This is a genomic window from Agrococcus sp. KRD186 (genome assembly GCF_017168255.1).
Lineage (GTDB): Bacteria > Actinomycetota > Actinomycetes > Actinomycetales > Microbacteriaceae > Agrococcus.
In genome coordinates this window covers 1,675,142-1,700,052 of sequence record NZ_JABFAP010000001.1, presented here as the reverse complement: position 1 = coordinate 1,700,052, position 24,911 = coordinate 1,675,142, and the positions used below count along the sequence as shown (strand labels likewise).

Sequence of the window (24,911 nt, the reverse complement as noted above, 5' to 3'; positions counted from 1 at the left end):
GGCTACGCGAGCAGCGGGCGCATCGCCTCGGCCAGCGCCTCGACGCGTGCCCGGGCAGAGCGGATGCGCTGCGCAGGCGGGCCGTCGGCGCTCGTCGCGTCGATGTAGACCTTGACCTTCGGCTCGGTGCCGCTGGGCCGCACCATGACGCGCGAGCCCTCATCGAGCGTGAAGCGCAAGATGTCGCCGATCTCGCCGTGCTCGGGCAGCGCCAGGTCGTCGGCGGCGGTCACCCGGGCACCGGCGAGCTCGGTGGGCGGCTGCGCGCGCAGCGCCGCCATGATCGCGGGGATGCGCGCGAGATCGGTGACGCGCACGCTCACCTGGCCCGACTCGAAGGCGCCGAACTCGCCGGCGAGCGCCAGCAGCTCCTCCGACAGCGACGAGCCGCGCTCGTGCAGCTCGCTCGCGAGGGTCAGCAGCCGCACGAGCGCCGAGACACCGTCCTTGTCGCGCACCGTGCCGGGGTTGACGAGGTAGCCGAGCGCCTCCTCGTAGCCGAAGGTCAGGCCCGGCACGCGCGAGACCCACTTGAAGCCGGTGAGCGTCTGCACGAACGCGAGCCCGTGCACCTCGGCGATGACGCCGAGTCCGGGGGAGGAGACGATGGAGGCGGCGAGCACGCCCTGCCCGCGCGCCGAGCGGGCGGCGTCCCAGCCCAGCAGCAGCCCGACCTCGTTGCCGGTGAGCATGCGCCAGCCGGTCGCGCCGTCGTCGGGCACCGCGACCGCGAGCCGGTCGGCGTCGGGGTCGTTCGCGACGATCAGCTCAGCACCCTCCGCGGTGGCGAGCGCCATCGCGAGATCGAGCGCGCCGGGCTCCTCCGGGTTGGGGAAGTCGACGGTGGGGAAGGCGCCGTCGGGCTGCGCCTGCTCGGGCACCACGATCACCGGCGGGAAGCCCGCCTCCGCGAGCACCGCCTCGACCGTCTCGAGGCCCACGCCGTGCATCGGCGTGTAGACCACCTTCGGCCCGCTGGCACCCTGCATGCCCTGATCCGCCTGGCCGACGGCCGCGGTGGCCTCGACGTAGGCCCGCCAGACACCCTCGCCCGCCACCTCCGCCTCGCCGCGCGGGTAGTCGGCGACCGGCGTGGCGGCGGCCCGCTCGATGTGGACGGCGATCGCACCGTCCACCGGCGGCACGATCTGGCTGCCCTCGTCGTCGCCGCCGAGGTAGACCTTGTAGCCGTTGTCGGCCGGCGGGTTGTGGCTGGCGGTCACCATCACGCCTGCGCTGGCGCCCAGGTGCCGCACCGCGAAGGCGGTGACCGGCGTCGGCAGCAGCCGCGGCAGCAGGATCGCCCGCACGCCCCGCCCGGCGAACACCGCTGCGGCGTCGCGCGCGAAGCGCTCCGAGCCGAGCCGGCCGTCCCAGCCGATGACGACGGACGGATGCGGTTCCCGGCCCGTGAGGAAGTCGGCCAGGCCCGCAGAGGCCTGCTGCACGACGACGCGGTTCATGCGGTTCGGCCCCGGGCCCATCCTGCCCCGCAGCCCGGCCGTGCCGAACTGCAGTCGCCCGCTGAACGCATCCGCCACCTCGGCCTGCGCGGCCTGGTCGCCCGCCTCGGCGGCCGTGATCGTCGCCTCCAGCGCCGCGCGGGTCTCGCCATCGGGGTCGCCTGCCGCCCAGGCGCGGGCCTGCTCGAGCGCGGTGCTCATGCCTCGTTGCCGATCGCCGCCACGACGTCGGCGAGCAGGCGGCCGAGACGCCCCTCGGCCTCGCGGCCCGCCTCGATGACCTCCTGGTGCGACAGCGGCGTCGTCTGGATGCCGGCGGCGAGGTTGGTGATGAGGCTCAGCCCCAGCACCTCCATGCCGGCCTCGCGGGCGGCGATCGCCTCGAGCGCGGTCGACATGCCGCAGATGTGGCCGCCGATCGCCTTCGCCATCTGCACCTCGGCGGGCGTCTCGTAGTGGGGGCCGCGGAACTGCACGTACACGCCCTCCTCGAGCGAGGCATCGACCGTGCGCGCCACGTCGCGCAGGCGCGGGGAGTACAGGTCGGTGAGGTCGACGAAGGTGGCGCCCTCGAGGGGGGAGTCGGCGGTGAGGTTGAGGTGGTCGCTGATGAGCACCGGCTGGCCGGGCTTCCAGTGCGGCTTGATGCCGCCGGCGCCGTTCGTGAGCACCATGACGGATGCGCCTGCCGCGGCCGCGGTGCGCACCGAGTGCACCACGCGGCGCACACCGTGGCCCTCGTAGTAGTGGGTGCGGGCGCCGATCACGAGCGCGCGCCGGCCGCCATCGGTCAGCAAGGATCGAATCGTGCCCACGTGCCCCTCCAGCGCGGGCTTCGAGAAGCCGGTCACCTCGGTGGCGGGGATCGTGTGGGTGGTCTCGCCGATCAGGTCGGCGGCCTTCGCCCAGCCCGAGCCCAGCGTGAGGGCGATGTCGTGCTGGTCGACGCCGGTGATGCGGCGGATGTCGGCGGCGGCCTGCTGGGCCACCTCACGCGGGTCTGCTGGCGGGTCGAGCGGGTGCGTCATGGCGCCCACTCTAGGGCGCTTAGGCTCGGGAGCATGGCTATGGGCGCGACGATCCACACGTTCGACGTGCAGCTCTCGGACGTCGATCGCGGCGTGTACGAGCAGTTGTCGCTGCGGGTCGCGCAGCACCCCTCGGAGACGATGGCCTTCATGGCCACGCGCCTGCTCGCGCTGTGCCTCGAGCACGAGGAGGGCATCGCGTTCGGCTCGGGCATCTCGGGGGCGGACGAGCCGGCGGTGCTGGCGCGCGACCTCACCGGTGCGCTCACGGCGTGGATCGAGGTGGGCGCGCCGGAGGCCGAGCGCGTGCACCGCGGCAGCATGGCCGCCGAGCGCACCGCCGTCTACACGCACCGCGACCCCGAGAAGCTCGCCGCCCGCTGGTCGGGCAAGCGCATCCACCGGGCAGAGGAGGTGCGGCTGGTCTGGTTCGACGACGGGTTCGTCGACGCCGTCGCCGGGGCCATCGCGCGGCGGACGACCATGTCGGTCTCGGTGATGGAGCGGATGCTCTACGTCGAGGTGAACGGCACGAGCCTGTCCTCGACCGTCCACGAGCGGCGCGCGGGCTAGCGCGGAGCCTCGGGCGGCCGTGCGCGGCCGCACCTGAGTTTGCGGGATGATGGAGCGCGTGAGTGCATTCGAGCGCAAGCAGCGCGTAGTGATCATCGGCGGCGGGCCCGGCGGCTATGAGGCCGCGCTGGCGGGCGCGCAGCTGGGCGCGAAGGTGACGCTCATCGAGCGCACCGGCGTCGGCGGCAGCGCCATCCTCACCGACGTGGTGCCCTCCAAGTCGCTCATCGCGACGGCGGAATCGGCCGCGGCCATCCGCGACGCCAACCAGCTGGGCGTGCAGTTCTCGGTGCGCGGCGATTCCGGTCGACCGCAGAAGCCCGAGGTCGCCGTCAACCTGCGTGCGGTCAATCGTCGACTGCTCTCGCTGGCCGCGAAGCAGTCGCTCGACATGAAGGCCGACCTCGAGAAGGTCGGTGTCACGATCGTGCAGGGCGAGGGGCGCCTGGACGGCCCCGGCCGGGTGGTCGTCTCGACCGGCAAGCAGGGCGCCGACTTCGACGAGTTCGAGGCCGACACGATCGTCGTCTCGGTCGGCGCGACGCCGCGACAGCTGCCCTCGGCGATGCCCGATGGCGAGCGCATCCTCACCTGGACACAGCTGTACTCGCTCGACGAGGTGCCCGAGCACCTGATCGTCGTCGGCTCCGGCGTCACGGGCGCCGAGTTCGCGAGTGCCTACAGCCACATCGGTGCAACGGTCTCGCTGGTCTCCAGCCGCGAGCAGGTGCTGCCGGGCGAGGACGCCGACGCGGCGGGCGTCATCGAGGATGTCTTCCGCAGGCAGGGCATGCACGTGCTCTCGAAGTCGCGTGCCGAGAAGGTGGAGCGCACCGAGACCGGCGTCATCGTGACGCTCACGGACGGCCGCACCGTCGAGGGATCGCACTGCCTCATGGCCGTCGGGTCGGTGCCGAACACCGCGGGCATCGGGCTCGAGGATGCGGGCATCGAGACGGCCGAGTCTGGGCACATCGTCGTCAATCGCGTCGCGCGCACGAACCTGCCGAACGTCTACGCGGTCGGTGACTGCGCCGACGTGCTGCCGCTGGCGTCGGTCGCCTCGATGCAGGGGCGCACGGCGATGTTCCACGCGCTCGGCGACGCCGTGACCCCGATCTCGATGCGCACGGTCGCCTCGAACATCTTCACGCAGCCCGAGATCGCGACCGTCGGCTGGACGCAGAAGCAGATCGAGGACGGCGTCGCCCAGGGCGAGGTCTACCGCATCGACCTCTCGACCAACGCGCGCGCGAAGATGATGGGCATCGAGGACGGCTTCGTGAAGCTCTTCGCCCGCACCGGCTCCGGCACGGTCATCGGCGGCGTCATCGTCGCCCCGAAGGCCTCGGAGCTGATCTTCCCGGTGACGATGGCGATGGAGCATCGCCTGACCGTCGACCAGCTCGCGCGGGTCTTCCCGGTGTTCCCGTCGCTGACGGGCTCGATCACCGATGCCGCCAGGGCGATGCACCGCTTCGACGCCGGCTGACTGCGGCGTCGCCGCCAGTCGGCGCAGGAATGAGCGGTTGCTGCACGAATGATGCATCACTCGTGCAACATCCCAGCACTCCTCGGCCGGCGGCTTGGGCGGGCGGATGCGCTGAGGCGCGCGGGCGGGCGGATGCGCTGAGGCGCGTGGGCGGGCGCTACGCGTCGGGCGTGATGGTCACCAGGTGGTGGCCCGACGGCACGGTCTTGCCTACCGGCGCATCGATGGCCGCGACGGTGCCATCGATGGGGGAGGACAGCGGCTGCTCCATCTTCATCGCCTCGAGCACGACGAGCAGGTCGCCGGCGACGACCCGGTCGCCCACCTGCACCGGAGCCTTGACGACCGTCGCCTGCATCGGCGAGACGATCGAGCCGGAGCCGGCGCCGCCGTCGAGTGCGCGGCGGGTGCGACGCGGGGCGGGGCCCTTCGCGTCCTTGGCGTCGGAGAAGAGCCGCTGCGGCATCGACACGGCGATGCGCTTGCCGTCGCTCTCGACCACCACGGTGCGGCGCGCCTCCGGGCCGCCGAGCTCGCCCGGCTCGCCGCCCCAGGCCGGGATGTCGTTCTCGAACTCCGTCTCGATCCACGACGTGTAGATCGTGAACGGAGCGTCGCCCTCGGGGGCGAAGGCCGGGTCGTCGACGATCGCGCGGTGGAACGGCAGCACGGTCGGCAGCCCCTCCACCTCGAACTCCGCCAGCGCCCGGCGCGAGCGCGCGAGCGCCTCGGCGCGGTCGCGGCCGGTGACGATGAGCTTCGCGAGCATGGAGTCGAAGTTGCCGCCGATCACATCTCCGGCGACCACGCCCGAGTCGACGCGCACGCCGGGACCCGTGGGCGCGCGGAAGATGCGCACCGGGCCTGGCTGCGGCATGAAGCCGGCACCGGCATCCTCGCCGTTGATGCGGAACTCGATCGAGTGGCCGCGCACCTCGGGGTCGTCGTAGCCGAGCTGCTCGCCCTCTGCGATGCGGAACTGCTCGCGCACCAGGTCGATGCCGGAGACCTCCTCGGTGACCGGGTGCTCGACCTGCAGGCGGGTGTTCACCTCGAGGAACGAGATGGTGCCGTCGGCGCCGATCAGGAACTCGCAGGTGCCGGCGCCCACGTACTTCGCGGCGCGCAGGATCTCCTTCGAGGCGCGCCGCAGCTCGGCGTCCTGCGCGGCGGTGATGAAGGGCGCAGGCGCTTCCTCGACGAGCTTCTGGTGGCGGCGCTGCAGCGAGCAGTCGCGGGTGGAGACGACGACCACGTTGCCGTGCGCGTCGGCGAGGCACTGCGTCTCGACGTGGCGCGGCTTGTCGAGGTACTTCTCGACGAAGCACTCGCCCCGGCCGAAGGCGGCGACGGCCTCGCGGGTTGCCGACTCGAACTGCTGCTCGACCTCGTCGCGGGTGAACGCCACCTTGAGGCCGCGCCCGCCGCCGCCGAACGCCGCCTTGATCGCGACCGGCAGCCCGAACTCGTCGACGAACTCCAGCACCTCCGCGGCGCCGGAGACCGGCTCGATGGTGCCCGGCGCGAGCGGTGCGCCGACCGACTCGGCGATGTGGCGCGCCGAGACCTTGTCGCCCAGCTGCTCGATCGCCTCTGGGCTCGGGCCGATCCAGGTCAGGCCGGCATCGATCACCGCGCTGGCGAAGCCGGCGTTCTCCGCCAGGAAGCCGTAGCCCGGGTGCACCGCGTCCGCGCCCGAGCGGCGTGCGACCGACAGGATCTTCTCGATCACCAGGTAGCTCTCGGCGCTGGTGGATCCGTTGAGCGCGTAGGCCTCGTCGGCCAGCTGCGCGTGCTGCGCGTCGCGGTCGGGATCGGCGTAGACGGCGACCGATCCGATGCCGGCGTCGCGTGCGGCGCGGATGATGCGGACGGCGATCTCACCGCGGTTGGCGATCAGGACCTTCGTGATGCGGGGCATGGTTCCTCAGCCTAGGCGTCCATGCATGACGGATGCGTGCAGTCGCCACACAGAAACTGCGGTTCCCGTTGCGGAATCCCACAGCGGCCGCCGCGACGCGCCGAAGACCACGACTTGGTAAGTGAGCGCTCACTCAACTAGAGTCTTCGACGTGAATCCCATCCCTCGGCTGAGCGTCGACGACCGGCGCGCCCAGATCATCGAGGCGGTGACGCCCGCGGTGCTCGAGCACGGCGCGGCGATCACGAGCCGCCAGCTCGCCGATGCGGCGGGCGTGGCCGAGGGCACGCTGTTCAAGGCCTTCGGCGACAAGGAGTCGCTGCTGGCCGCTCTCGCCGAGCACCACATGACCGACGACGACGCGATCGTGGAGTTCTTGAGCGATTCGCTCGAAGCGCTCGTCGAGACGCTCATCGCCGTGCTAGTCGAGCGGATGCGCTTCATGTTCCAGCTGGTCGTGGCGCTCGGTCCGATCGCGCAGCGGGTCGCCGAAGAGCACCGCGAGGTGTTCGAAGCGTCGAAGGTCTGGATCGCCGCTCGATTCGAACCCTTCGAGCCGCAGCTGCGGGTGTCGCCACTGGTGGCGGCGGAGATGCTCCGCACGCTGGCCTGGTCGGCTGCCTCGGGCTGGGGCGAGAACAGCCCGGTGTCGTCGGTCGATGACATCATCCAGGTGCTCCTGCACGGCATCGTCCATGTCGAGCCCGCACCGAGCGCGGCCGCAGATCCCCTCCCCGCCGGCACCCCGGCATCCGTCACCGAGACCCAGAAGGCCTGAGACATGCTCTGGAAGCTCATCGTCCGCTACGTGAAGCCCTCCTGGCTTCCCCTCATCCTCGTCGTCGTGTTCCAGTTCACGCAGTCGGTGCTCTCGCTCATGCTGCCGACGATCAACGCCGACATCATCAACGACGGCGTGCTCGCCGGGGACACCGACACCATCTGGCGGCTCGGCTTCCTCATGCTCGGCCTGAGCCTCGGCCAGGTCGCAGCGAACATCCTCGCGATCCTGTTCGGCTCGCGCCTGGCCATGCGCGCCGGCCGCGAGATGCGCGCCGACATCTTCCGCACCGTGGGCGACTACAGCGAGCAGGACGTGCAGCGCTTCGGCGCCGCGAGCCTCATCACGCGCAACACGAACGACGTCCAGCAGGTGCAGATGCTCATCCTGATGAGCTGCACGATGCTGCTGTCGGCTCCCATGCTCGCGATCGGCGGCGTCATCATGGCGATCCGCGCCGACCCGACGCTGTCGTGGCTGATCGCCGTCGCGGTGCCGCTCATGCTGCTCGTGCTGGGCATCATCGTCTCGCGCATGGTGCCGATCTTCCGTCAGCTGCAGGTGCGCATCGACGCCATCAACAAGGTGCTGCGCGAGCAGCTCACCGGCATCCGCGTGATCCGTGCCTTCGTGCAGGAGCAGCGCGAGAAGCAGCGCTTCGCGGTCGCCAACGACAATGTCACCGACGCCATGCTGCGCACCGGCAACCTGTTCGTGCTGATGTTCCCGATCATCATGCTGATCGTCGAGATCTCGTCGATCTCCGTGATCTGGTTCGGCGCCGGGCTGGTCGAGACGGGCGAGCTCGAGGTCGGCACCATGATGGCGTTCCTGCAGTACCTCATGCAGATCCTGATGGGCATCCTGATGGTGACGTTCATGACGATCATGATCCCCAGGGCCGCCGTCTCGGCGAACCGCATCGGCGAGGTGCTCGAGACCGAGGCCTCGGTCGTGCAGGTCGAGCCGGGGCAGGGCGCTGCCATGCTGACGCCCGGCACGGTCGAGCTGCAAGACGTGGTCTTCCGCTACCTGGGCGCCGACACCCCGGTGCTGGACGGCGTCTCGCTCAAGGCAGAGCCCGGCGAGACCGTCGCCATCATCGGCTCGACCGGTGCGGGCAAGACGACGCTCGTCAACCTCATCCCGCGGCTCTTCGACGCCACTGGCGGCCGCGTGCTCGTCGGCGGTGCCGACGTGCGGGATGTCGACGCCGAGACGCTCTGGCGCGGTCTTGCGATCGTGCCGCAGCGGCCCTACCTGTTCGGTGGCACCGTCGCATCCAACCTCCGCTACGGCAACGAGGATGCGAGCGACGAGCAGCTCTGGCGGGCGCTCGAGATCGCGCAGGCGGCGGGCTTCGTGCAGCAGATGGACGGGCAGCTCGAGGCGCGCATCGCGCAGGGCGGCACCAATGTCTCCGGCGGCCAGCGCCAGCGCCTCTCGATCGCACGCGCGCTCGTGGCCGAGCCCGACGTGCTGGTGTTCGACGACTCGTTCTCGGCGCTCGACCTGACGACGGATGCGCGCCTGCGGGCCGCGCTGAGCGAGGCGGTCGGGCAGACCACACGGATCGTCGTCGCCCAGCGTGTGTCGACGATCGTCGACGCCGACCGCATCGTGGTGCTGGAGGCAGGCAAGGTCGTCGGCACCGGCACCCATGAAGCGCTCCTCGAGAGCAACGAGACGTATCGCGAGATCGTCGAGTCGCAGATGGCTGTGGAGGCCTGAGATGGCACGTGTTCAGAAGCCCAAGCCCGAGCTGACCGAGGAGGAGCGCCTCGAGGAGGAGCTCGCCGAGGCCGCACGCCTGGGTGCCGGCGACTGGGAGCCGCCGCCCGGCAAGGCCAAGTCGTTCTGGTCCTCCGGCCGACGCCTCATCGGCCTCATGCACCCATACCGCTGGTGGCTCGCGCTGGTGTTCACGCTCGGCGCGATCGGCGTCGTGCTCGTCGTGCTCGGCCCGAAGCTGCTCGGCGAGGCGACGAACGTCATCGTCCAGGGCTTCATCCAGCAACAGCTGCCGGAGGGCGCGACCCAAGCGCAGATCGTCGACGGCCTCCGGCAGCAGGGCCAGGGCGACTTCGCCAACATGATCGAGCGGATGCCCGCTCTGCAGCCCGGCCAGGGCATCGACTTCGAGACGCTCGGCGGCATCCTGCTGCTCGTGCTCGGCGTCTACCTCGTCGGTGCGCTCTTCCAGTGGCTGCAGGGCTTCGTCATCAACCGGGTCGTGCAGCGCACGGTGCAGGGCCTGCGTCGCGATGTCGAGGACAAGATCCACCGCCTGCCGCTGTCCTACTACGACCGCACGCAGCGCGGCGACCTGCTCTCCCGCGTCACGAACGACCTCGACAACGTCTCGCAGTCGGTGTCGCAGACCATGTCGCAGATCGTCATAGGCCTGCTGACCGTGATCGGCGTGCTCGTGATGATGCTGTCGATCAACGTCTGGCTGGCGCTCATCGCACTCATCGCCGTGCCGCTCACGGGCATCATCCTGGGCGTCGTGATGGGTCCGGCGCAGGGGCTGTTCAAGGAGCAGTGGAAGCGCACCGGCAAGCTCAACGCCATCGTCGAGGAGGCCTTCACCGGCCACGCCCTCGTCAAGGTGTTCGGGCGCGAGGAGGCCGTGCGCGCCCGCTTCGCCGAAGAGAACGACGGCGTGTTCCAGGCATCGTTCAAGGCGCAGTTCATCTCGGGCCTGGTGTTCCCGCTCATGACCTTCGTCGGCAACATCGGCTACGTGCTGGTCGCGGTCGCCGGCGGGCTGTTCGTGGCCGCCGGCCAGATCCTGGTCGGCGACGTGCAGGCGTTCATCCAGTACTCGCAGCAGTTCTCGCAGAACCTGGGCCAGATCGGCCAGACCATCACCATGGTGCAGTCGGGCGTCGCGAGCGCTGAGCGCGTGTTCGAGCTGCTCGACGCCGATGACGAGGCGTCGGATGCGGGCGGTGTCGTCCCCGAGGAGGGCTCGGGCCGCGTGACCTTCGAGCACGTGCGCTTCTCCTACTCGCCCGAGAAGCCGCTCATCGAGGATCTCTCGCTCGAGGTCGAGCCGGGCCAGACGGTCGCGATCGTCGGCCCGACCGGCGCGGGCAAGACCACGCTCGTCAACCTGCTCATGCGCTTCTACGAGCTCGACGGCGGCCGGATCACGCTCGACGGCGTCGACACGGCGACCATAACGAGGGATGCGCTGCGGGCGCAGACGGGCATGGTGCTGCAGGACACGTGGCTGTTCGGCGGCACGATCCGCGAGAACATCGCCTATGCCCGGCCCGACGCGACCGAGGAGGAGATCCGCGCGGCGGCCGAGGCGACCTATGTCGACCGCTTCGTGCACGCGCTGCCCGACGGCTACGAGACCGTCATCGACGAGGAGGCCTCCAACCTCTCCGCCGGTGAGAAGCAGCTGGTGACGATCGCCCGCGCCTTCCTGGCGCAGCCGAGCGTGCTCATCCTCGATGAGGCCACCTCATCGGTCGACACCCGCACCGAGCTGCTGCTGCAGCATGCGATGGCGGCGCTGCGCACCGACCGCACCTCGTTCGTGATCGCGCACCGGCTCTCCACGATCCGCGATGCCGACCTGATCCTGGTGATGGAGGCCGGCCGCATCGTTGAACAGGGTGACCACGACTCGCTGGTCGCCGCCGAGGGCGCCTACTGGCGACTGCTGCACGCGCAGTTCGAGCAGGCCGCCACCGACCTCGATCTGGAGGAGGAGCTCGCCGAGACCGGCGCGATCCCGACGCAGCAGACCACCTGAGTTGAGGGTTTGCGTCCGAGTTGACACCCGAACGGACGCGAAACCTCAACTCGCTGGCGCGGGGAGCATCCGCTGACGGCGGAGCGCCCGGCCGCAGGCCGGACGCGTCTCGAGATCACGACCCGAGCGACTGCCATCCGGCGGCGTCGTGCACCGCGACGCCGGCGAACCACCGATCGCCCGCGAGCTGCGCAGCCACCAGCGCGAGCTCCCGCTCGAGCACGGCGCCGCCGTCGTCGGCGAACGTCACGTGCGGCGGCGGCCCCGCGATCGTCTCGACGCCGATCCGGTAGGGGGTGCGCGACTTCGCGAGCTGCCGGCGTGCAGCGGCGCTGAACGACAGGATGCCGGCGGCGCGGTCTCGATAGGCCATCAGCGTGATGCGGTCGGTCTGCCTGGCAATGCCTGCGAACGCCTGCGGATGCTCGTCCGCGAGCCACGGCGCCAGGTCGACCTGCACCGGCAGCGAGGTCGCGGCGGCGACATCGCGCACCGCGCGCTCGAGCCCGGCCAGCAACCGCTCCCGATCACCGGCCCACTCGGGCAGCCCCCAGGGCTCGATGTCGAGGTGCACGCCATCGAACAGCCAGGCCGAGGTCGCGCGCCGCGCCCACGTGACCGCGCCGTCGCCGTCGACCCACGACGGGTCCCCGCCCAGTGCCGAGACGCGCACGCCACGTGCGCGCAGCGCCGCGACCAGGTCGTGCGTGAGCGGCGTCGGTCCGCCCCAGGGCACGCTCACGAACGCGTCGCCCACGCGCTGGGCGCCGGCGAAGGCGCCGAGCGCGCCCGGATCCGGCGGCGCATCCTCATGCACCCACACCCACATCGCGCGCCTCGTCATCGCGTCAGCACCGGCCAGGCGACGCCGAGCTCGCGGGCGAGCCGGCGCACGGCAGGGATGCTCATGCCGACGACCGTCGACGGGTCGCCATGGATGCGATCGATGAAGGCGGCGCCGCGGCCGTCGATCGTGAAGGCGCCGGCGACCTCCAGCGGCTCGCCGGTGGCGATGTAGGCGTCGATCTCGTCCGTCTCGATGTCGGCGGCGAAGTCGAGCTGCGTCGCGGTCGTGATGCCCGCGGAGTCCTGGATCCGCCCGCCGCGCACCCGCAGCATCCAATGGCCTGAGTGCAAGGTCGCCGAGCGGCCACGCTGAGCGAGCCAGCGCTCCCGGGCTCGCTCGGGCGTGTGCGGCTTGCCGAGCATCTCGCCGCCGAGCTCGAGCGACGAGTCGCCGCCGAGCACCAGGCCGTCGAAGCCGGTGAGCGGATCCTGGTCGAGCAGCGCCTCTGCCTTCGCGCGCGCCAGCAGCAGCACGTAGTCAGCGGGGGCGAGCGGCCCGTGCTCGGCCTCGTGCGAGGCGATCAGGAAGTCCTCGTCGAGGTCGGTGGGCGTGACGATCGGCTCGATGCCGGCCTGGCGCAGCAGTGCGAGCCGGGCGGGGGAGGCGGAGGCGAGGATGAGCTGCACGCGACGATCCTCGCATCCGTCGGGTCAGCGCCGCGCCCCGAGATCTCAACGTGTCAGGTGTCTGTTCGCTGCACACGGTGCGCCGAGCGCGCACCTGACACGTTGAGATCCGCTCAGCCCTCGGCGAGCACCTGCGGCACGTGCGGTGCGAGGCCGGCCAGTATGGTCAGCACCGCCTCGAGGTCGGCGCGCGAGGCGACGGTCGAGGCGCTCGCACCGATCAGCGCCAGCAGCGGCACGAGCGCGGCCGTGCGCGCGTGCGCCGCGGGCACCGCCTTCCGCCAGATGGCCTCGAGCGCCGCCAGCCGCGCAGCGTCGATGCGCTCCTGCACGGCAGCCGCCGCCGCGTCGGTCGCCGCCCAGGCGCGCACCGCTCGCTCGAGCCGGTCGTCGGGCAGCCGTGCGATGAGCGCGCCGAGGTGCGCGACGGCGGCGGATGCGTCGAGGTCGCCGATCTCGGCGGTGACGGCGGCGACGAGCTCGGCCTGCGCCCGCTCGTGCGCCTCGAGCACGGCGGCGCGCAGGTCGCCGGCGCCGCGGAAGTGGTGGTGGAACGAGCCCTTCGTGACGCCCAGCGCCGCCGCCAGCGGATCGACGCGGATGGTCTGCTCGCCGCCGGCGCCGAGGGCGCGCAGCCCCGCCTCGATCCAGTCGTCCCTGCTCGGCATCGTCGCTCCCTGCTCGCTCGGCCCTGGTGCCATACCGTACCGTATGGTACGGTCGCGCCATGACGCTGATGCTTCCCGACCCGGTGTGGCCGGTCCTGGTGCTCGCGGCGATCAGCCTCTTCGACGCCGCGATCAGCTGGAGGCCGGTCGCGTTCATCGCGCAGTGCTGGGAGGACGTGCGCTTCCCGAAGCGCTGGTGGCGCATGCTCACCTGGCTGAAGATCGCGGCCGGCGCGGGGCTGATCGCAGGCATCTGGATCCCGTACCTGGGTCTGCTGACCACCGCCTGCCTTGTCGCCTACTTCATCGTGGCGATCGCCTTCCACATCCGTGCGCGCGACTTCGGCCGCAACCTGTTCGTCAACGCCACCGGCATGCTGCTCATCTGCATCGCGGTGCTGCTCTGGTCCTTCCTGCTCTGAGCCCGTTTCGGCGCCGGGCCCGTTTCGGCGCCGGGCCCGTTTCGGCGCCGGGCCGCTTCCGGCGCTGAGCCGCCGATGCGGGAGGATGGACGCATGCCTGCAACCCCCGCCTCCCTCGAGACCGGCCAGATCGTCGAGCTCACCATCGACAACGTCGCCCACGGCGGCCGCTTCGTCGGCCGCCACGGCGCCGTCGACGGCGAGCGCGGGCGCGTCGTGTTCGTGCCGGACACCATGCCGGGCGAGACCGTCCGGGCGCAGATCGTCGAGGTGAAGAAGTCCTTCGCCGTCGCCGTCGCACTCGAGGTGGTCGACGCATCCGCCGACCGCGTCGAGCATGTCTGGCCGGAGGCCGCCATCGAGCGCTCGCCCGCCGAGCGCGCCGGCGGTGCCGAGTTCGGCCACATCGCTCTCGCGCGCCAGCGCGAGCTCAAGCAGCGCGTCACCGAGGACGCCCTGCAGCGCACCGGCGGCATCACCCGCGAGGTGACGGTGAAGGCGGCCCCCGGCGATGTCGAGCGCGGCGGGCTCGGCTGGCGCACGCGCGTGCGGCTGCACGTCGATGATCGCGGGCGCCAGGGCCCCTTCGCACCCCGCAGCCACGAGGTGGTGCCCGTCACCAGCCTGCCGCTGGCGACCGAGGGCATCCAGCGCTCCGCTCAGCTCGACCAGCGCCTCGGCGGCGTCACGGCGGTCGACTACGTCGAGTGGAGCGACGGCGAGGTCGACGTGATCGCGATGGAGGGGGCGCCCGAGCGGGGCCGCACCGACACCATCGTCGAGACCGTCGGCGAGCGCGAGTTCCAGCTCGACCGCTCGGGCTTCTGGCAGGTGCACCGCAAGGCGCCGCAGGTGCTGACGGATGCGTTGCGGCGCGTCATCGACGTCGACCGCGTCGACCCGGCGGGCTGGTCGCTCGACCTCTATGGGGGCGTCGGGCTGTTCGCGGCCACCATGGCTGAGACGCTCGGCGATCGCACCCGGGTGACGAGCGTCGAGGGCGACGAGGTCGCGACCGACCACGCGAGCGAGAACCTCGCCGAGTGGCTGGGCGCGACCGCCGAGACCGGTCGCGTCGACCGCTGGCTGCGCGAGCTGACGAAGCGCGCCAGCAGCGCCGAGCGCGAGCGGCTCGCGAACGGGCTGATCGTGCTCGACCCGCCGCGTGCCGGCGCCGGCCTCGACGTGATCGGGCAGATCGCCGACCTCGAGCCGGCGCAGATCGTCTACGTCGCCTGCGACCCGGTGGCGCTCGCGCGCGACGCGAAGCTGCTGGGCGAGCGCGGCTGGCAGATCGCCTCGCTCGAGGCCTTCGACCTGTTCCCGCACACGCACCACGTCGAGGCGGTGGCGGCCTTCCGTCGTTGAGTGTCGCCGACGTCCGGAACGGCTGCCGGTGTGCGATCACCCCCGCAAGTCCACGCATCAGGGGGGTAGAATACGAAAATGGACACACTCACTGGTCCGGAGGTCGCCGACCAACTCGGCGTTGCTCTGTCAACGGTGCACGCGCTGCTCGACGAAGCGAACGTACCCCGCCGCGGACGTGGCCACGCTCGGGCCGTCCCGATGAGCGTGGTGGAGGGCGCGCGCAAGCGCAGAGGAGCCGTCCCTGAGCGGCCTGACGGGCTCACCCGCTCCCAGATGCTCCTGCTCGCAGCTCTCTCTCGAGCACCGCTCGGGGCGTCCAGTGCGCGTGCTGCCGCCGCGCTTGCAGGGGTGAGCCCCACAGCCGCGGCGAGAGACCTGCCACGACTGGAGCACCGGCGACTCGTCGATCGTGTCGAGCGGAATGTCGCGGAGGACCGTGTGCGGCGCCAGCGGTATTGGCAGGCCGCAGCCATGACGCCGGAAGTGCTTCGAGCGGTGAGGAAGGTCCAGCTGCCGGCGCTGGAGGAGGCCGACACCTCGGCGCGCCTGCCCAGAAGGCTGTACAGCCACTTCTGGAACGCCGACCCGCAGCGCCTGAGCGTGGAGGACGACGGCAGCTACATCGCGAGTCGGCTGCTGCGTTCCGATGATGTGACCGCCGTTGCGTGGGCGCTGCGGCATGTGCCTGACGGGGACATCGACACGGCACTCCACCGCCGCGGCCTGAAGCCCGAGATCAGCCGGATGGTTGAGAACTGGCGCGCCACATGAACGATGCTGAGGAACTCGACGAGCTGCGGCAGTTTCTGCCGGAAGCGACTGCAGAGGCGTGGGAGAAGCTCGCGCCGGTTGTGCCTCAGTGGGCTTATCTGGCGGGTGAGACTGCCTTGACTGTGCACCTGCACCATCGTGTGAGCCGTGATCTGGACTTCTTCACCGAGCGCGAATTCCCGGTCGCTGCGGTTCTCGACCCGGTGGAGATCGTCGGTCGGTTCGCCGTCTCCCGAGCCGAGCCCGGCACGGTGAACGGCACGTTCGAGGGGGCGAAGGTGCAATTCCTGGACGCGTCCTCGCAACGCATCCTTGAGCCACTCACTCCCTGGGCGGGCCTGCGCATCTCGTCCGTCGCTGACCTCATGGCGATGAAGCTCAAGGTCGTTCGCGACCGCGGCGAACTGCGTGACTACTTCGACCTCATGGCCATCGAACAGCAGACTGACCTCCGGACTGAAGAAGGGATGCGCCTGGTGGTCGAGCGCTACGCTCCGAGAGGACCGGAGGCACTCATCGCCGAGACCGTGCGCGCGCTCGGGTATCTCGACGACGTCGAGGACGACCCGTCGCTGCCTGTGAGCCGCAAGGACATCACCAGCTACTGGGTCTCTCGGCAGAAGCCGCTGCTGTCGTGGTTGGCGCACACCCTCCGTTGAGGTGGTCCTCGATGCCGGGTCGACCGATGCCGGCCCGACGCATCCGGAGCGTGCCTCGTGACGTGCCCGATCGAGATCCTGATCGCCGAGGACCAGGGCATGATGCTCGCCCGCCGCAGCGGCTGGGTCTAGCTACCCGCGAGGACGAGGACGTCACGCGAGGATCGCAGCGCTTCGACGTCGTGATCGACGCGGTCGGCAAGAGCACCTTCCGGCGCAGCCGGCGCATCCTCGAGCCGAACGGCGTCTACACCTCCACCGAGCTCGGACCGGGCTGGCAGAACCTGCCGCTCGCGCTGCTCGGGCTCGCGCGCCGCAGCGGGCGGCGGGTGGTCTTCGCGCCGCCCGAGGAGGGCCGCCCGATGATCGAGCGCATCCGCGAGCACCTCGCGACGGGCGAGCTGCGACCCGTGATCGACCGCAGCTTCCCGCTCGAGCAGATCGTCGACGCATACCGCTACGTCGAGCGCGGGCAGAAGATCGGCAGCGTGCTCATCGCGGTGCGCCCGGATGCGCTGCGCGGCGACGCGGGGCGGGCCGGCCGGGGCGGGCGACGAGCCGAGCGCCTGAGCGGGTCAGCGGGCCTTCGTGACGCCGCCGGCGGCGCGAGCGACCAGTTGCGCCACGCCGGGCAGCGCCGCCGCCTTCCACACGGCTCGCTGCGCCTCGAGCTCGAGCCGCGTGTGCGGGGCGAACGTCGCCTGGGCCCGCCGCCCGCGCGCCTGCTCGCGCTCGACGATCGGCCGCCAGTCGCGTTCGTAGGCCTCGAGCCCGGCCGTCACGTCGGAGGGATGCCGCGCGAACGCGAGCTCCTCGGCGAGCCGCTCGGCGCCGGCGATCGCGAGCGACGCGCCCTGGCCGGCCAGCAGCGACACCGCCGCGCACGCGTCGCCCAGCAGCACCGAGCGGCCGCGCACCCACGGCTCGACCACGGTCTGCGCCACCTCGTCGATGTAGGGGTCGCGCACGGCGCGCACCGCGCGCCTGCCCAGCACCCCCAGCTCGGCGATCGCCTGCCGCGCGTCGGCCGCGCGAACGCCCCGCAGCACCGCGAAGCCGGTCACGCCCGACTCGCCCAGCGGCGCCACCACCAGCTGCCGATCGAGCTCGAGCTGCATCGCCACCTTGCCCTCGAGGTCGGCGTTCAGCGCGGCGTCGTCGCCGATCCACGCCACCGCCAGCAGATCGCCGACCGGCCGCACGAAGTCGCCCGCCGCACCCCACACCAGCTGCCGCACCCGAGAGCCCACACCGTCGGCGCCCACGAGCAGGTCGGCCGGCACACGATCGCCGTCCGAGAGCAGCGCCTGCACGTGCACGCCGTCGTCGTGCACGGTCTCGACCTGCGTGCCCCATCGCATCCGCACCCCGTCAGGCACCGCCTCGGCGAGCGCGGCGACGATCTGCGGCCGCAGGATGGTCATGTACCTGCCGGCGACCGCCTGCTCGACGAGCGCGATCGGCAGCCGCGCGCGCACGCGCCCCGACGCATCCACACTGCGCAGCTCGTCGAAGTGCTCGGCGCGCGACCGCAGCGCCGGCAGCAGCCCGAGCCGCTCGGCGGCGTCGTAGCCGGGCCCGAAGAAGTCGATCAGGTACCCGGATGCGCGGGGGCCGGGGGCGCGCTCGACGATCTCGACGGTCCAGCCGTCGAGCACCAGCCGGCCGGCGAGCGCGAGGCCGGCGACCCCCGCCCCCGAGATGATCGCGTGCATCGCTCGACCGTACTCCTGCCGCCCCGCGTGCAGCTCAGCGCAGCAGGTCGAGCAGCGCTCGCTCGCGCGAGCCGCGCAGGCCGATGGTCGCGCCCGCCTCGAAGCGCTCGAAGACCTCCGGGTCGATGTAGCTCGAGCGGGCCACGGCGGGCGTGTTGCCGAGCGTTTCGGCGACCTCGTCGACGGCGGCCCTGATCGCGCGCCGCCGCGCCGCCTGCGTGGCCACGTCGCGCGCGCGGGCGAGCGCGACGGCGGCGACGATCGTGCCGTGCAGCGTGCGGAAGTCCTTGGCGGTGAACTCGCCGCCGGTCGCCTCCCGCACCGCCTGGTTGAGGTCGACGTCGCGCAGCGGGTGCGAGCCGCGCTCGTCGCGCCATGCCAGCAGCCGCGACCGCCCAGAGCGCCCGGCATGCAGCGCATCGATGCAGCGCGCGAGCTCGCCATCCTCGATCGTGACGTCGAAGCGCTGCCCCGACTTCGCCGGGAACCGCAGGCGCACCGTGTCGTCCGCGACGCGCGCGTGCCTGCACAGCAGCGTCATCAGCCCGTGCGAGCCGTGCTGCTCGGCGTAGGCATCGCCGCCGGCGCGGATGGCGACCGCGTCGAGCAGCCGCAGCGCCGCGGCGAGCACCCGCTCGCGCGGGAGCCCCTCGAGCGCGAGGTCGCGCGTGACGCGGCGCCGCATCGCGGGCAGCGCCTCGGCCAGGTCGAGTGCGCGCTCGTGCTTGACCCGGTCTCGGCGCGCGCGCCACTGCGGGTGGTAAAGGTACTGCGTGCGCCCCGCGTCGTCCACGCCGATCGCCTGGATGTGCGAGAGCGGGTCGGCGGCGATCCACACGTCCTTCCAGGCGGGCGGCACCACGAGCGACTCGGCGCGCTCCCGGTCGGCGGCCGACACGCGGCGGCCGCTGTCGTGCGCGTACGACCAGCCGCGCCCCGACCTGCGGCGCCGGATGCCCGCATCCGACCCCGGATGCGCCCTGCGCAGCCTCGCCATGGCGCGATGCTATGCCGGGCGTCTGGGCCTGAGCGGTGAACCTTGCCCGCCGTTGCAGGAGCGGCTCAGTCGCGCTTCCAGCGCACGCCGGTCTCGGTGCGCGACTTCGCGTGCCACTCGCTCTCGGTGTCGAGCACGCGCCGGTGCTTGGTCTCGGCCCACTCCTCGGCCATGCCGGTCAGCACCGCCTCGACGGCCGCGGCCTCCTCGGCGGTCGGCGAGCCGCCGACGACCCGCATCATGGGTTCGTCGGATGCGTCGGCGTGCTTCGCGCTCATGGGTTCGTCCCGTCCCTGTCCACGGTGCTCACATCGGGATGTTGCCGTGCTTGCGCTCCGGGCGCTGCACGCGCTTCGTGCGCAGCGCGCGGAAGGCGCGCGTGATCATGACGCGCGTCTCGGCCGGCTCGATGATGCCGTCGAGCTCGCCGCGCTCGGCGGCGAGGAACGGCGAGGCGACGTTGTAGGTGTACTCGCTCGCGAGCCGCTTGCGCACCTCGGCGACGTCGTCGCCGTTCGCCTCTGCTGCCTTGATCTCATTGCGGTAGAGGATGTTCACCGCGCCCTGGCCGCCCATCACCGCGATCTCGGCAGAGGGCCACGCGATGTTGATGTCGGCGCCGAGCTGCTTCGAGCCCATCACGATGTAGGCGCCGCCGTAGGCCTTGCGCGTGATGACCGTCACCATCGGCACGGTCGCCTCTGCGTAGGCGTAGAGCAGCTTCGCGCCCCGGCGGATGACGCCCGACCATTCCTGGTCGGTGCCGGGCAGATAGCCGGGCACATCGACGACCGTGAGGATCGGGATGGAGAAGGCGTCGCAGAAGCGCACGAAGCGCGCGGCCTTCTCGCCCGCCTCGATGTTGAGCGTGCCGGCCATGGCGTTGGGCTGGTTGGCGATGACGCCCACCGTGCGGCCCTCGAGGCGGCCGAAGCCGATCACGATGTTGGGCGCGTAGAGCGGCTGCACCTCGAGGAACTCGCGGTCGTCCATGAGCGTCTCGATGATGGCCAGCACGTCGTAGGGCTGGTTCGGCGAGTCGGGGATGATCGTGTTCAAGCGCCGGTCGGCGTCGCTGACGACCCGCTCAGCGGTGTGGTCGTAGGCCGGCACCTCTGACTGGTTGTTGTCGGGCAGATAGGCCAGCAGCGCCCGCACGTAGTCGAGCGCGTCGTCCTCGTCGGCGGCCAGGTAGTGGCTGACGCCCGAGACGGTGTTGTGGGCTCGGCCGCCGCCGAGCTCCTCGAAGCCGACCTCCTCGCCCGTGACCGTCTTGATGACGTCTGGCCCGGTGACGAACATGTGGCTGGACTTGTCGACCATGATGACGAAGTCGGTCAGCGCGGGGGAGTAGACGGCACCGCCGGCCGCCGGCCCCATGATGATCGAGATCTGCGGGATGACGCCCGAGGCGGCGGTGTTGCGGCGGAAGATCTCGCCGTACTTGCCGAGCGCGACCACGCCCTCCTGGATGCGCGCGCCGCCGGAGTCGAGCATGCCGACGATGGGCACGCCCACCTTCATCGCGTAGTCCTGGATCTTGATGATCTTCTCGCCCGCCACCTCGCCGAGCGAGCCGCCGAAGGTGGTGAAGTCCTGGGCGTAGACGGCCACGCGCCGACCGTGCACCGTGCCGATGCCGGTGACCACCGCATCCCCGTACGGCCGGTTCGCCTCCATGCCGAACGCGGTCGTGCGGTGCCGCACGTAGGCGTCGAACTCGACGAACGAGCCCTGGTCGACGAACTCCTCGATGCGCGCGCGGGCGGTCTTCTTGCCCTTGGCGCTCTGGCGCTCCTGCGCGCGGGCCTCCTTGTCGGTCACCGCCTCGCGGTGGCGCACGCGCAGATCGGCGATGCGGTCGGCGGTGGAGGAGAGGGGAACTGCGGCCTCGGAGCCTGGGGTCACGGTGTCGTCGGTCACGGATGCCACTCTAGACGGCGCCGCATGCGCAGCCTTTGTGGACTCCCACAGCGTCTGCGGCGGAACCGCTGGCGATCCTCTCCATCCCATGCGCCTCCGAGGCCGTGTCGAGGCCTAGCCTGGGGTCATGCTCTTCCCCGGCGCCGCCCGCATCGCGCGGGTCGTCGAGCTCGAATCGATCGGCTCGACCTTCGACGCCGTCGACGAGCGCGCTCCGCATCTGACCACGTGGGCGACGCTCGACCAGCGCGCCGGTCGCGGCAGGCTGGGCCGCGAGTGGGTCAGCCCCGCCGGCAAGTGCCTGTCGGCGACGGTGCTCGTGCACACCCGGCGGATGCGCGACGACGCCATCGCCTGGATGCCCCTCGCCGCCGGACTCGCGCTCGCGGACGCGCTCGACACGCTGGTGGGCGACCGTGCGGGCCTCAAGTGGCCCAACGACGTGCTGATCGAGGGCAGGAAGATCGCCGGCGTGCTGTGCGAGCGACGCAAGCAGGCGGTCGCCGTGGGCTTCGGCGTGAACCTCACGCTCGAGCGCGACGAGCTGCCCACGCCGCAGGCCACATCGCTGACGCTCGAGGGCGCGGAGGGCACGGCGCCGGTGCTCGCCGACGCGGTGCTGTGGCACATGCTGCGCTCGCTCGATGCGCTGCTGCCCGCATTGGGCGGGGAGGGGCTGCACGCCGCGGTGTCCGCTTCGCTCACCACGATCGGCCGTGAGGTGCGCGTCGAGCTGCCCGACGGCGAGCTGCTCGGCACCGCCGTCGGCCTGGGCAGGGCAGGCGAGCTGCAGGTGGCGTGCGGGGACGAAATCGTCGACGTGCGGGCCGGTGACGTCATCCACGTGCGCTGATGCGAGAGAATCGTCGGGTGCCAGCCGGCGAGGAGCGGATCATCGCGCGCATGCGACCGCATGGGCGCGCCCTCGTGGTGCCCGTGCTGGTGCTGTGGCTGTGCGTCGGCCTGGCGATGCTGCTGCTCGATCGGGTCGACTGGCCGTTCTGGAACATCGCCGTGCTCACGGTCGCGGCCATCGTCGTGGTGCTGCTCACCGTCGTGCCGACGCTCGCGTGGCTCTCGCGCGGCTTCACGTTCACGACCGAGCGGGTCATCATCCGCACCGGCTTCGGCGGCACCAGGCGCGAGACGATGCTCGCCCGCGTGCACGACGTGACCGTGCGGCGGCGCGGGCTGCAGGCGCTGTTCGGCGCCGGTGACGTGCTGCTCTCGACCGGCGGCGACCGCGCCGTCATCCTCTCCGACGTGCCCGCCGCCCCGCTCGTGCAGAGGATGCTCTCCGAGCAGCTGGGCGCGCGCGGCATCGTCACCCCTGACGTACCCTGATCGACGACTGCGCCGTCGGCGCAACTGCTTAGAGGAGCTCATATGAAGATCGCCGTGATCGGATGCGGTTACCTGGGTGCCGTGCACGCCGCTGCCATGGCGTCGCTCGGCTACGAGACCGTGGGCGTCGACATCGACGAGGCGAAGATCGAGCGTCTGCGCCGCGGCGAGCCGCCCTTCTACGAGCCGGGCCTGCCCGAGCTGCTGACGGCAGGCGTCGGGGCCGGAAACCTGCGCTTCACGACCGACGTGAGCGAGGTCGTGGGCAGCGACGTGGTCTTCATCGCCGTCGGCACGCCGCAGCGCGCGGGCTCGGATGCTGCGGATCTGACCTACGTCGATGCGTCGATCGAGTCGCTCCTGCCCCACATCGGGGCAGGCACGCTCGTCGCGGGCAAGTCGACGGTTCCCGTCGGCACCGCGCAGCGCCTCTCCGACCTCATCGCGCCGACGGGCGCGAAGCTCGTGTGGAACCCCGAGTTCCTGCGTGAGGGGTTCGCCGTCGAAGACACGCTGACGCCCGACCGCCTGGTCTACGGCGTCGCTGACGGAGACGACGCATCCGTCGCGCGGCTCGATGCGGTGTACGCCGGCATCCTGGCGCGCGGCACCGACCGCCTGGTGGTGAACTTCGCCACTGCGGAGCTCGTGAAAGTGAGCGCGAACGCGTTCCTCGCCACCAAGATCTCCTTCATCAACGCGATGGCAGAGCTCTCCGAGACCGTCGGTGCCGACGTGACGCAGCTCGCCGACGCGATCGGCCTCGACGCCCGCATCGGCCGCCGCTTCCTCAACGCCGGGCTCGGCTTCGGCGGCGGCTGCCTGCCGAAGGACATCCGGGCATTCCAGGCGCGCGCCGAAGAGCTCGGGCACGGGCAGACGCTCGGGTTCCTGCGCGAGGTCGACCAGATCAACCTGCGTCGGCGCGAGCGCATGGTCGAGCTCATCGAGGGCGAGCTCGCTGCGATCGGCGGCGACCGGGTCGCGATGCTCGGCCTGGCGTTCAAGCCGAACAGCGACGATGTGCGCGACTCTCCGGCGCTGGACGTCTCCCGCAAGCTGCAGGAGAACGGCCGCGTGGTGAAGGCCTTCGACCCGGAGGCCGCAGCGACCGCGCGTCGCTCGGTGCCGACGCTCGACATCGTCGATTCGATCGAGGCGGCCATCCGCGGCGCGGACGTGCTCGCGCTCGGCACCGAATGGCAGCAGTTCCGCGACCTCGACCCCGCGGAGGTCGCCACGCAGACCGAAGCGCGCGTCGTCGTCGACGGCCGGAACACGCTGGACGCGATCGCGTGGTCCGCAGCAGGCTTCAAGGTGATCGGGCTCGGCCGTCCGGACACCGCCCCCGCGGCATGATCGTCGGCGTGGTCGGCGGCGGGCAGCTCGCCCGCATGATGATCCCCGCGGCGATCGAGCTCGGCGTCGAGATCCGCGTGCTCGCCGAGAGCGAGGGCATGTCCGCCTCGCTCGCGGCCACCGCCGTCGGCGACTACCAGGACGCATCCGTCGTGCTCGCCTTCGCCGAAGGCGTCGACGTCATCACCTTCGACCACGAGCACGTGCCGCAGGAGGTGCTGCGGGCGCTCGTGGATGCGGGCGTCGCGGTGCACCCGGGCCCCGACGCGCTGCGCTTCGCGCAGGACAAGCGCGAGATGCGCGCGCGCATGGCCGAGCTCGGCGTGCCGCAGCCCGATTGGGCACCGGTGGATGCGGTGGGCGACCTCGAACGGTTCCTGGCCGATCACGGCGGCGTCGGGGTCGTCAAGACCGCCACCGGCGGGTACGACGGCAAGGGTGTGCGGGTCGTGCGCTCGGCCGCCGAGGCGAGCGACTGGCTCGACGGCGCCGCCGCGGGCGGGCCGCGGCTGCTGGTCGAGGAGCTCGTGCCGTTCCGCCGCGAGCTCGCGCAGCTGATCGCGCGCCGGCCCTCGGGCGAGGCCGTCGTATGGCCGCTCGTGCAGACGGTGCAGGAGCAGGGCATCTGCCTCGAGGTGCTGGCGCCCGCGCCGCACGCGGCGAGCATCCAGCCGGTTGTCGACGACGTGGCGCGGACGGTCGCGGAGGGCATCGGCGTCACGGGCGTGCTCGCGATCGAGATGTTCGAGACCACCGACGGCCGGGTGCTGATCAACGAGCTCGCGATGCGGCCCCACAACTCCGGGCACTGGACCATCGACGGCGCGGTGACGAGCCAGTTCGAGCAGCATGTGCGGGCGGTGCTCGACCTGCCGCTGGGCTCGACCGCGCTGCTGGCGCCGACGAGCGTGATGGTGAACGTGATCGGCGGGCCGGGCTCCGGCTCCATGACCGACCGGTACGCATCCGCCCTGGCCGCGCACCCGGATGTGAAGGTGCACTCCTACGCGAAGTCAGCCCGCCCCGGTCGCAAGGTGGGGCACGTCACCGCCGTCGGTGATGAGCTGGACGAGGTCGCCTACCGCGCCCGCGCCGCCGCCGCGCGCTTCGACGAGTGATGGCGGATGCGGGGCCCGGCGGGGCGCGCTCGGCACCCATAGGCGGCGGCCGTACCCTGGA

Annotated in this window: 23 protein-coding genes and 1 pseudogene; 14 read left to right on the top strand and 10 right to left on the bottom strand. The window is 71.6% G+C overall.

Features of this window, described 5'->3' with window-relative positions; translation table 11 throughout:
- Positions 1 to 2: 2 nt before the first annotated feature.
- On the bottom strand, positions 3 to 1,664 hold the full coding sequence (locus tag J1M46_RS08150; protein WP_206447359.1) for a phospho-sugar mutase: 1,662 nt from the start codon (positions 1,662 to 1,664) through the stop codon (positions 3 to 5).
- Positions 1,661 to 2,491 carry a purine-nucleoside phosphorylase gene (locus J1M46_RS08145; RefSeq protein WP_206447358.1) on the bottom strand — a complete coding sequence of 277 codons (831 nt, stop codon included), beginning with the start codon at positions 2,489 to 2,491 and terminating at the stop codon, positions 1,661 to 1,663. The genes J1M46_RS08150 and J1M46_RS08145 overlap by 4 nt, the downstream gene beginning before the upstream one ends.
- Positions 2,492 to 2,524: 33 nt before the next feature.
- Between J1M46_RS08145 and J1M46_RS08140 the strand changes: the two genes are divergently transcribed.
- Both J1M46_RS08140 and J1M46_RS08135 read left to right on the top strand, forming a co-directional pair.
- Complete coding sequence (locus tag J1M46_RS08140; protein ID WP_206447357.1) at positions 2,525 to 3,064, top strand: YaeQ family protein; 540 nt, start codon at positions 2,525 to 2,527, stop codon at positions 3,062 to 3,064.
- Between the two features lie 49 nt (positions 3,065 to 3,113).
- Positions 3,114 to 4,556 carry an NAD(P)H-quinone dehydrogenase gene (locus J1M46_RS08135; protein ID WP_206447356.1) on the top strand — a complete coding sequence of 481 codons (1,443 nt, stop codon included), beginning with the start codon at positions 3,114 to 3,116 and terminating at the stop codon, positions 4,554 to 4,556.
- A gap of 157 nt (positions 4,557 to 4,713) precedes the next feature.
- Here the strand turns inward: J1M46_RS08135 and J1M46_RS08130 are convergent, their stop codons facing one another.
- Positions 4,714 to 6,477, bottom strand: a complete 1,764-nt coding sequence (locus J1M46_RS08130) for an acetyl/propionyl/methylcrotonyl-CoA carboxylase subunit alpha (RefSeq protein ID WP_206447355.1) — start codon at positions 6,475 to 6,477, stop codon at positions 4,714 to 4,716.
- A gap of 151 nt (positions 6,478 to 6,628) precedes the next feature.
- On the opposite strand from J1M46_RS08130, the gene J1M46_RS08125 reads away from it, so the two are divergent.
- Genes J1M46_RS08125 through J1M46_RS08115 form a run of 3 tightly spaced genes read left to right on the top strand, consistent with a single transcriptional unit; the run spans position 6,629 to position 11,030 of the window.
- Positions 6,629 to 7,255, top strand: a complete 627-nt coding sequence (locus J1M46_RS08125) for a TetR/AcrR family transcriptional regulator (RefSeq protein WP_342384320.1) — start codon at positions 6,629 to 6,631, stop codon at positions 7,253 to 7,255.
- Positions 7,256 to 7,258: 3 nt separating this feature from the next.
- Complete coding sequence (locus J1M46_RS08120; protein WP_206447354.1) at positions 7,259 to 8,989, top strand: ABC transporter ATP-binding protein; 1,731 nt, start codon at positions 7,259 to 7,261, stop codon at positions 8,987 to 8,989.
- A gap of 1 nt (position 8,990) precedes the next feature.
- Entirely contained in the window at positions 8,991 to 11,030 is a 2,040-nt protein-coding gene (locus tag J1M46_RS08115; protein WP_206447353.1) for an ABC transporter ATP-binding protein, read from the top strand.
- 115 nt (positions 11,031 to 11,145) lie between these two features.
- Here the strand turns inward: J1M46_RS08115 and J1M46_RS08110 are convergent, their stop codons facing one another.
- The 3 genes from J1M46_RS08110 to J1M46_RS08100 all read right to left on the bottom strand — a co-directional run bounded on the left by J1M46_RS08110 (position 11,146) and on the right by J1M46_RS08100 (position 13,171).
- Positions 11,146 to 11,874 carry a hypothetical protein gene (locus J1M46_RS08110; protein WP_206447352.1) on the bottom strand — a complete coding sequence of 243 codons (729 nt, stop codon included), beginning with the start codon at positions 11,872 to 11,874 and terminating at the stop codon, positions 11,146 to 11,148.
- Entirely contained in the window at positions 11,871 to 12,503 is a 633-nt protein-coding gene (locus tag J1M46_RS08105) for a Maf family nucleotide pyrophosphatase (RefSeq protein WP_206447351.1), read from the bottom strand. The genes J1M46_RS08110 and J1M46_RS08105 overlap by 4 nt, the downstream gene beginning before the upstream one ends.
- 113 nt (positions 12,504 to 12,616) lie before the next feature.
- Positions 12,617 to 13,171, bottom strand: coding sequence for a TetR/AcrR family transcriptional regulator (locus tag J1M46_RS08100; RefSeq protein WP_206447350.1), 555 nt, complete (start codon positions 13,169 to 13,171; stop codon positions 12,617 to 12,619).
- A 59-nt stretch (positions 13,172 to 13,230) separates the two neighbouring features.
- On the opposite strand from J1M46_RS08100, the gene J1M46_RS08095 reads away from it, so the two are divergent.
- The 5 genes and pseudogenes from J1M46_RS08095 to J1M46_RS15915 all read left to right on the top strand — a co-directional run.
- Complete coding sequence (locus J1M46_RS08095) at positions 13,231 to 13,593, top strand: DoxX family protein (protein ID WP_206447349.1); 363 nt, start codon at positions 13,231 to 13,233, stop codon at positions 13,591 to 13,593.
- A gap of 93 nt (positions 13,594 to 13,686) precedes the next feature.
- Positions 13,687 to 14,961: a class I SAM-dependent RNA methyltransferase gene (locus tag J1M46_RS08090; protein WP_206447348.1), complete on the top strand. Its 1,275-nt coding sequence runs from the start codon at positions 13,687 to 13,689 to the stop codon at positions 14,959 to 14,961.
- 78 nt (positions 14,962 to 15,039) lie between these two features.
- On the top strand, positions 15,040 to 15,735 hold the full coding sequence (locus tag J1M46_RS08085; RefSeq protein WP_206447347.1) for a hypothetical protein: 696 nt from the start codon (positions 15,040 to 15,042) through the stop codon (positions 15,733 to 15,735).
- A complete protein-coding gene (locus J1M46_RS08080) occupies positions 15,732 to 16,394 on the top strand; it encodes a nucleotidyl transferase AbiEii/AbiGii toxin family protein (protein WP_206447346.1) in 663 nt (220 codons plus the stop codon). The genes J1M46_RS08085 and J1M46_RS08080 overlap by 4 nt, the downstream gene beginning before the upstream one ends.
- Positions 16,395 to 16,405: 11 nt before the next feature.
- Positions 16,406 to 16,876, top strand: a pseudogene (locus J1M46_RS15915) (zinc-binding dehydrogenase); the annotation flags it as partial.
- A gap of 93 nt (positions 16,877 to 16,969) precedes the next feature.
- Here the strand turns inward: J1M46_RS15915 and J1M46_RS08070 are convergent.
- The 4 genes from J1M46_RS08070 to J1M46_RS08055 all read right to left on the bottom strand — a co-directional run bounded on the left by J1M46_RS08070 (position 16,970) and on the right by J1M46_RS08055 (position 21,029).
- Positions 16,970 to 18,109, bottom strand: coding sequence for an FAD-dependent monooxygenase (locus tag J1M46_RS08070; RefSeq protein WP_206447345.1), 1,140 nt, complete (start codon positions 18,107 to 18,109; stop codon positions 16,970 to 16,972).
- 34 nt (positions 18,110 to 18,143) lie between these two features.
- Positions 18,144 to 19,106: a DNA topoisomerase IB gene (locus J1M46_RS08065; RefSeq protein WP_206447344.1), complete on the bottom strand. Its 963-nt coding sequence runs from the start codon at positions 19,104 to 19,106 to the stop codon at positions 18,144 to 18,146.
- 65 nt (positions 19,107 to 19,171) lie between these two features.
- Positions 19,172 to 19,384: an acyl-CoA carboxylase epsilon subunit gene (locus J1M46_RS08060; RefSeq protein ID WP_206447343.1), complete on the bottom strand. Its 213-nt coding sequence runs from the start codon at positions 19,382 to 19,384 to the stop codon at positions 19,172 to 19,174.
- A gap of 28 nt (positions 19,385 to 19,412) precedes the next feature.
- Positions 19,413 to 21,029, bottom strand: a complete 1,617-nt coding sequence (locus tag J1M46_RS08055; RefSeq protein ID WP_342384319.1) for an acyl-CoA carboxylase subunit beta — start codon at positions 21,027 to 21,029, stop codon at positions 19,413 to 19,415.
- 127 nt (positions 21,030 to 21,156) lie between these two features.
- Between J1M46_RS08055 and J1M46_RS08050 the strand changes: the two genes are divergently transcribed.
- From J1M46_RS08050 to J1M46_RS08035, 4 genes are read left to right on the top strand one after another with little or no spacing between them, the layout of a single operon-like run.
- Complete coding sequence (locus J1M46_RS08050) at positions 21,157 to 21,882, top strand: biotin--[acetyl-CoA-carboxylase] ligase (protein WP_206447341.1); 726 nt, start codon at positions 21,157 to 21,159, stop codon at positions 21,880 to 21,882.
- A gap of 17 nt (positions 21,883 to 21,899) precedes the next feature.
- On the top strand, positions 21,900 to 22,373 hold the full coding sequence (locus J1M46_RS08045; RefSeq protein WP_206447340.1) for a PH domain-containing protein: 474 nt from the start codon (positions 21,900 to 21,902) through the stop codon (positions 22,371 to 22,373).
- A 42-nt stretch (positions 22,374 to 22,415) separates the two neighbouring features.
- Positions 22,416 to 23,732, top strand: a complete 1,317-nt coding sequence (locus J1M46_RS08040) for a UDP-glucose dehydrogenase family protein (RefSeq protein WP_206447339.1) — start codon at positions 22,416 to 22,418, stop codon at positions 23,730 to 23,732.
- The gene (locus J1M46_RS08035; protein ID WP_206447338.1) at positions 23,729 to 24,850 is read left to right on the top strand and encodes a 5-(carboxyamino)imidazole ribonucleotide synthase; all 1,122 of its coding nucleotides are present in this window, start codon (positions 23,729 to 23,731) and stop codon (positions 24,848 to 24,850) included. Before J1M46_RS08040 ends, J1M46_RS08035 begins: the two co-directional genes overlap by 4 nt.
- Positions 24,851 to 24,911 lie beyond the last annotated feature (61 nt).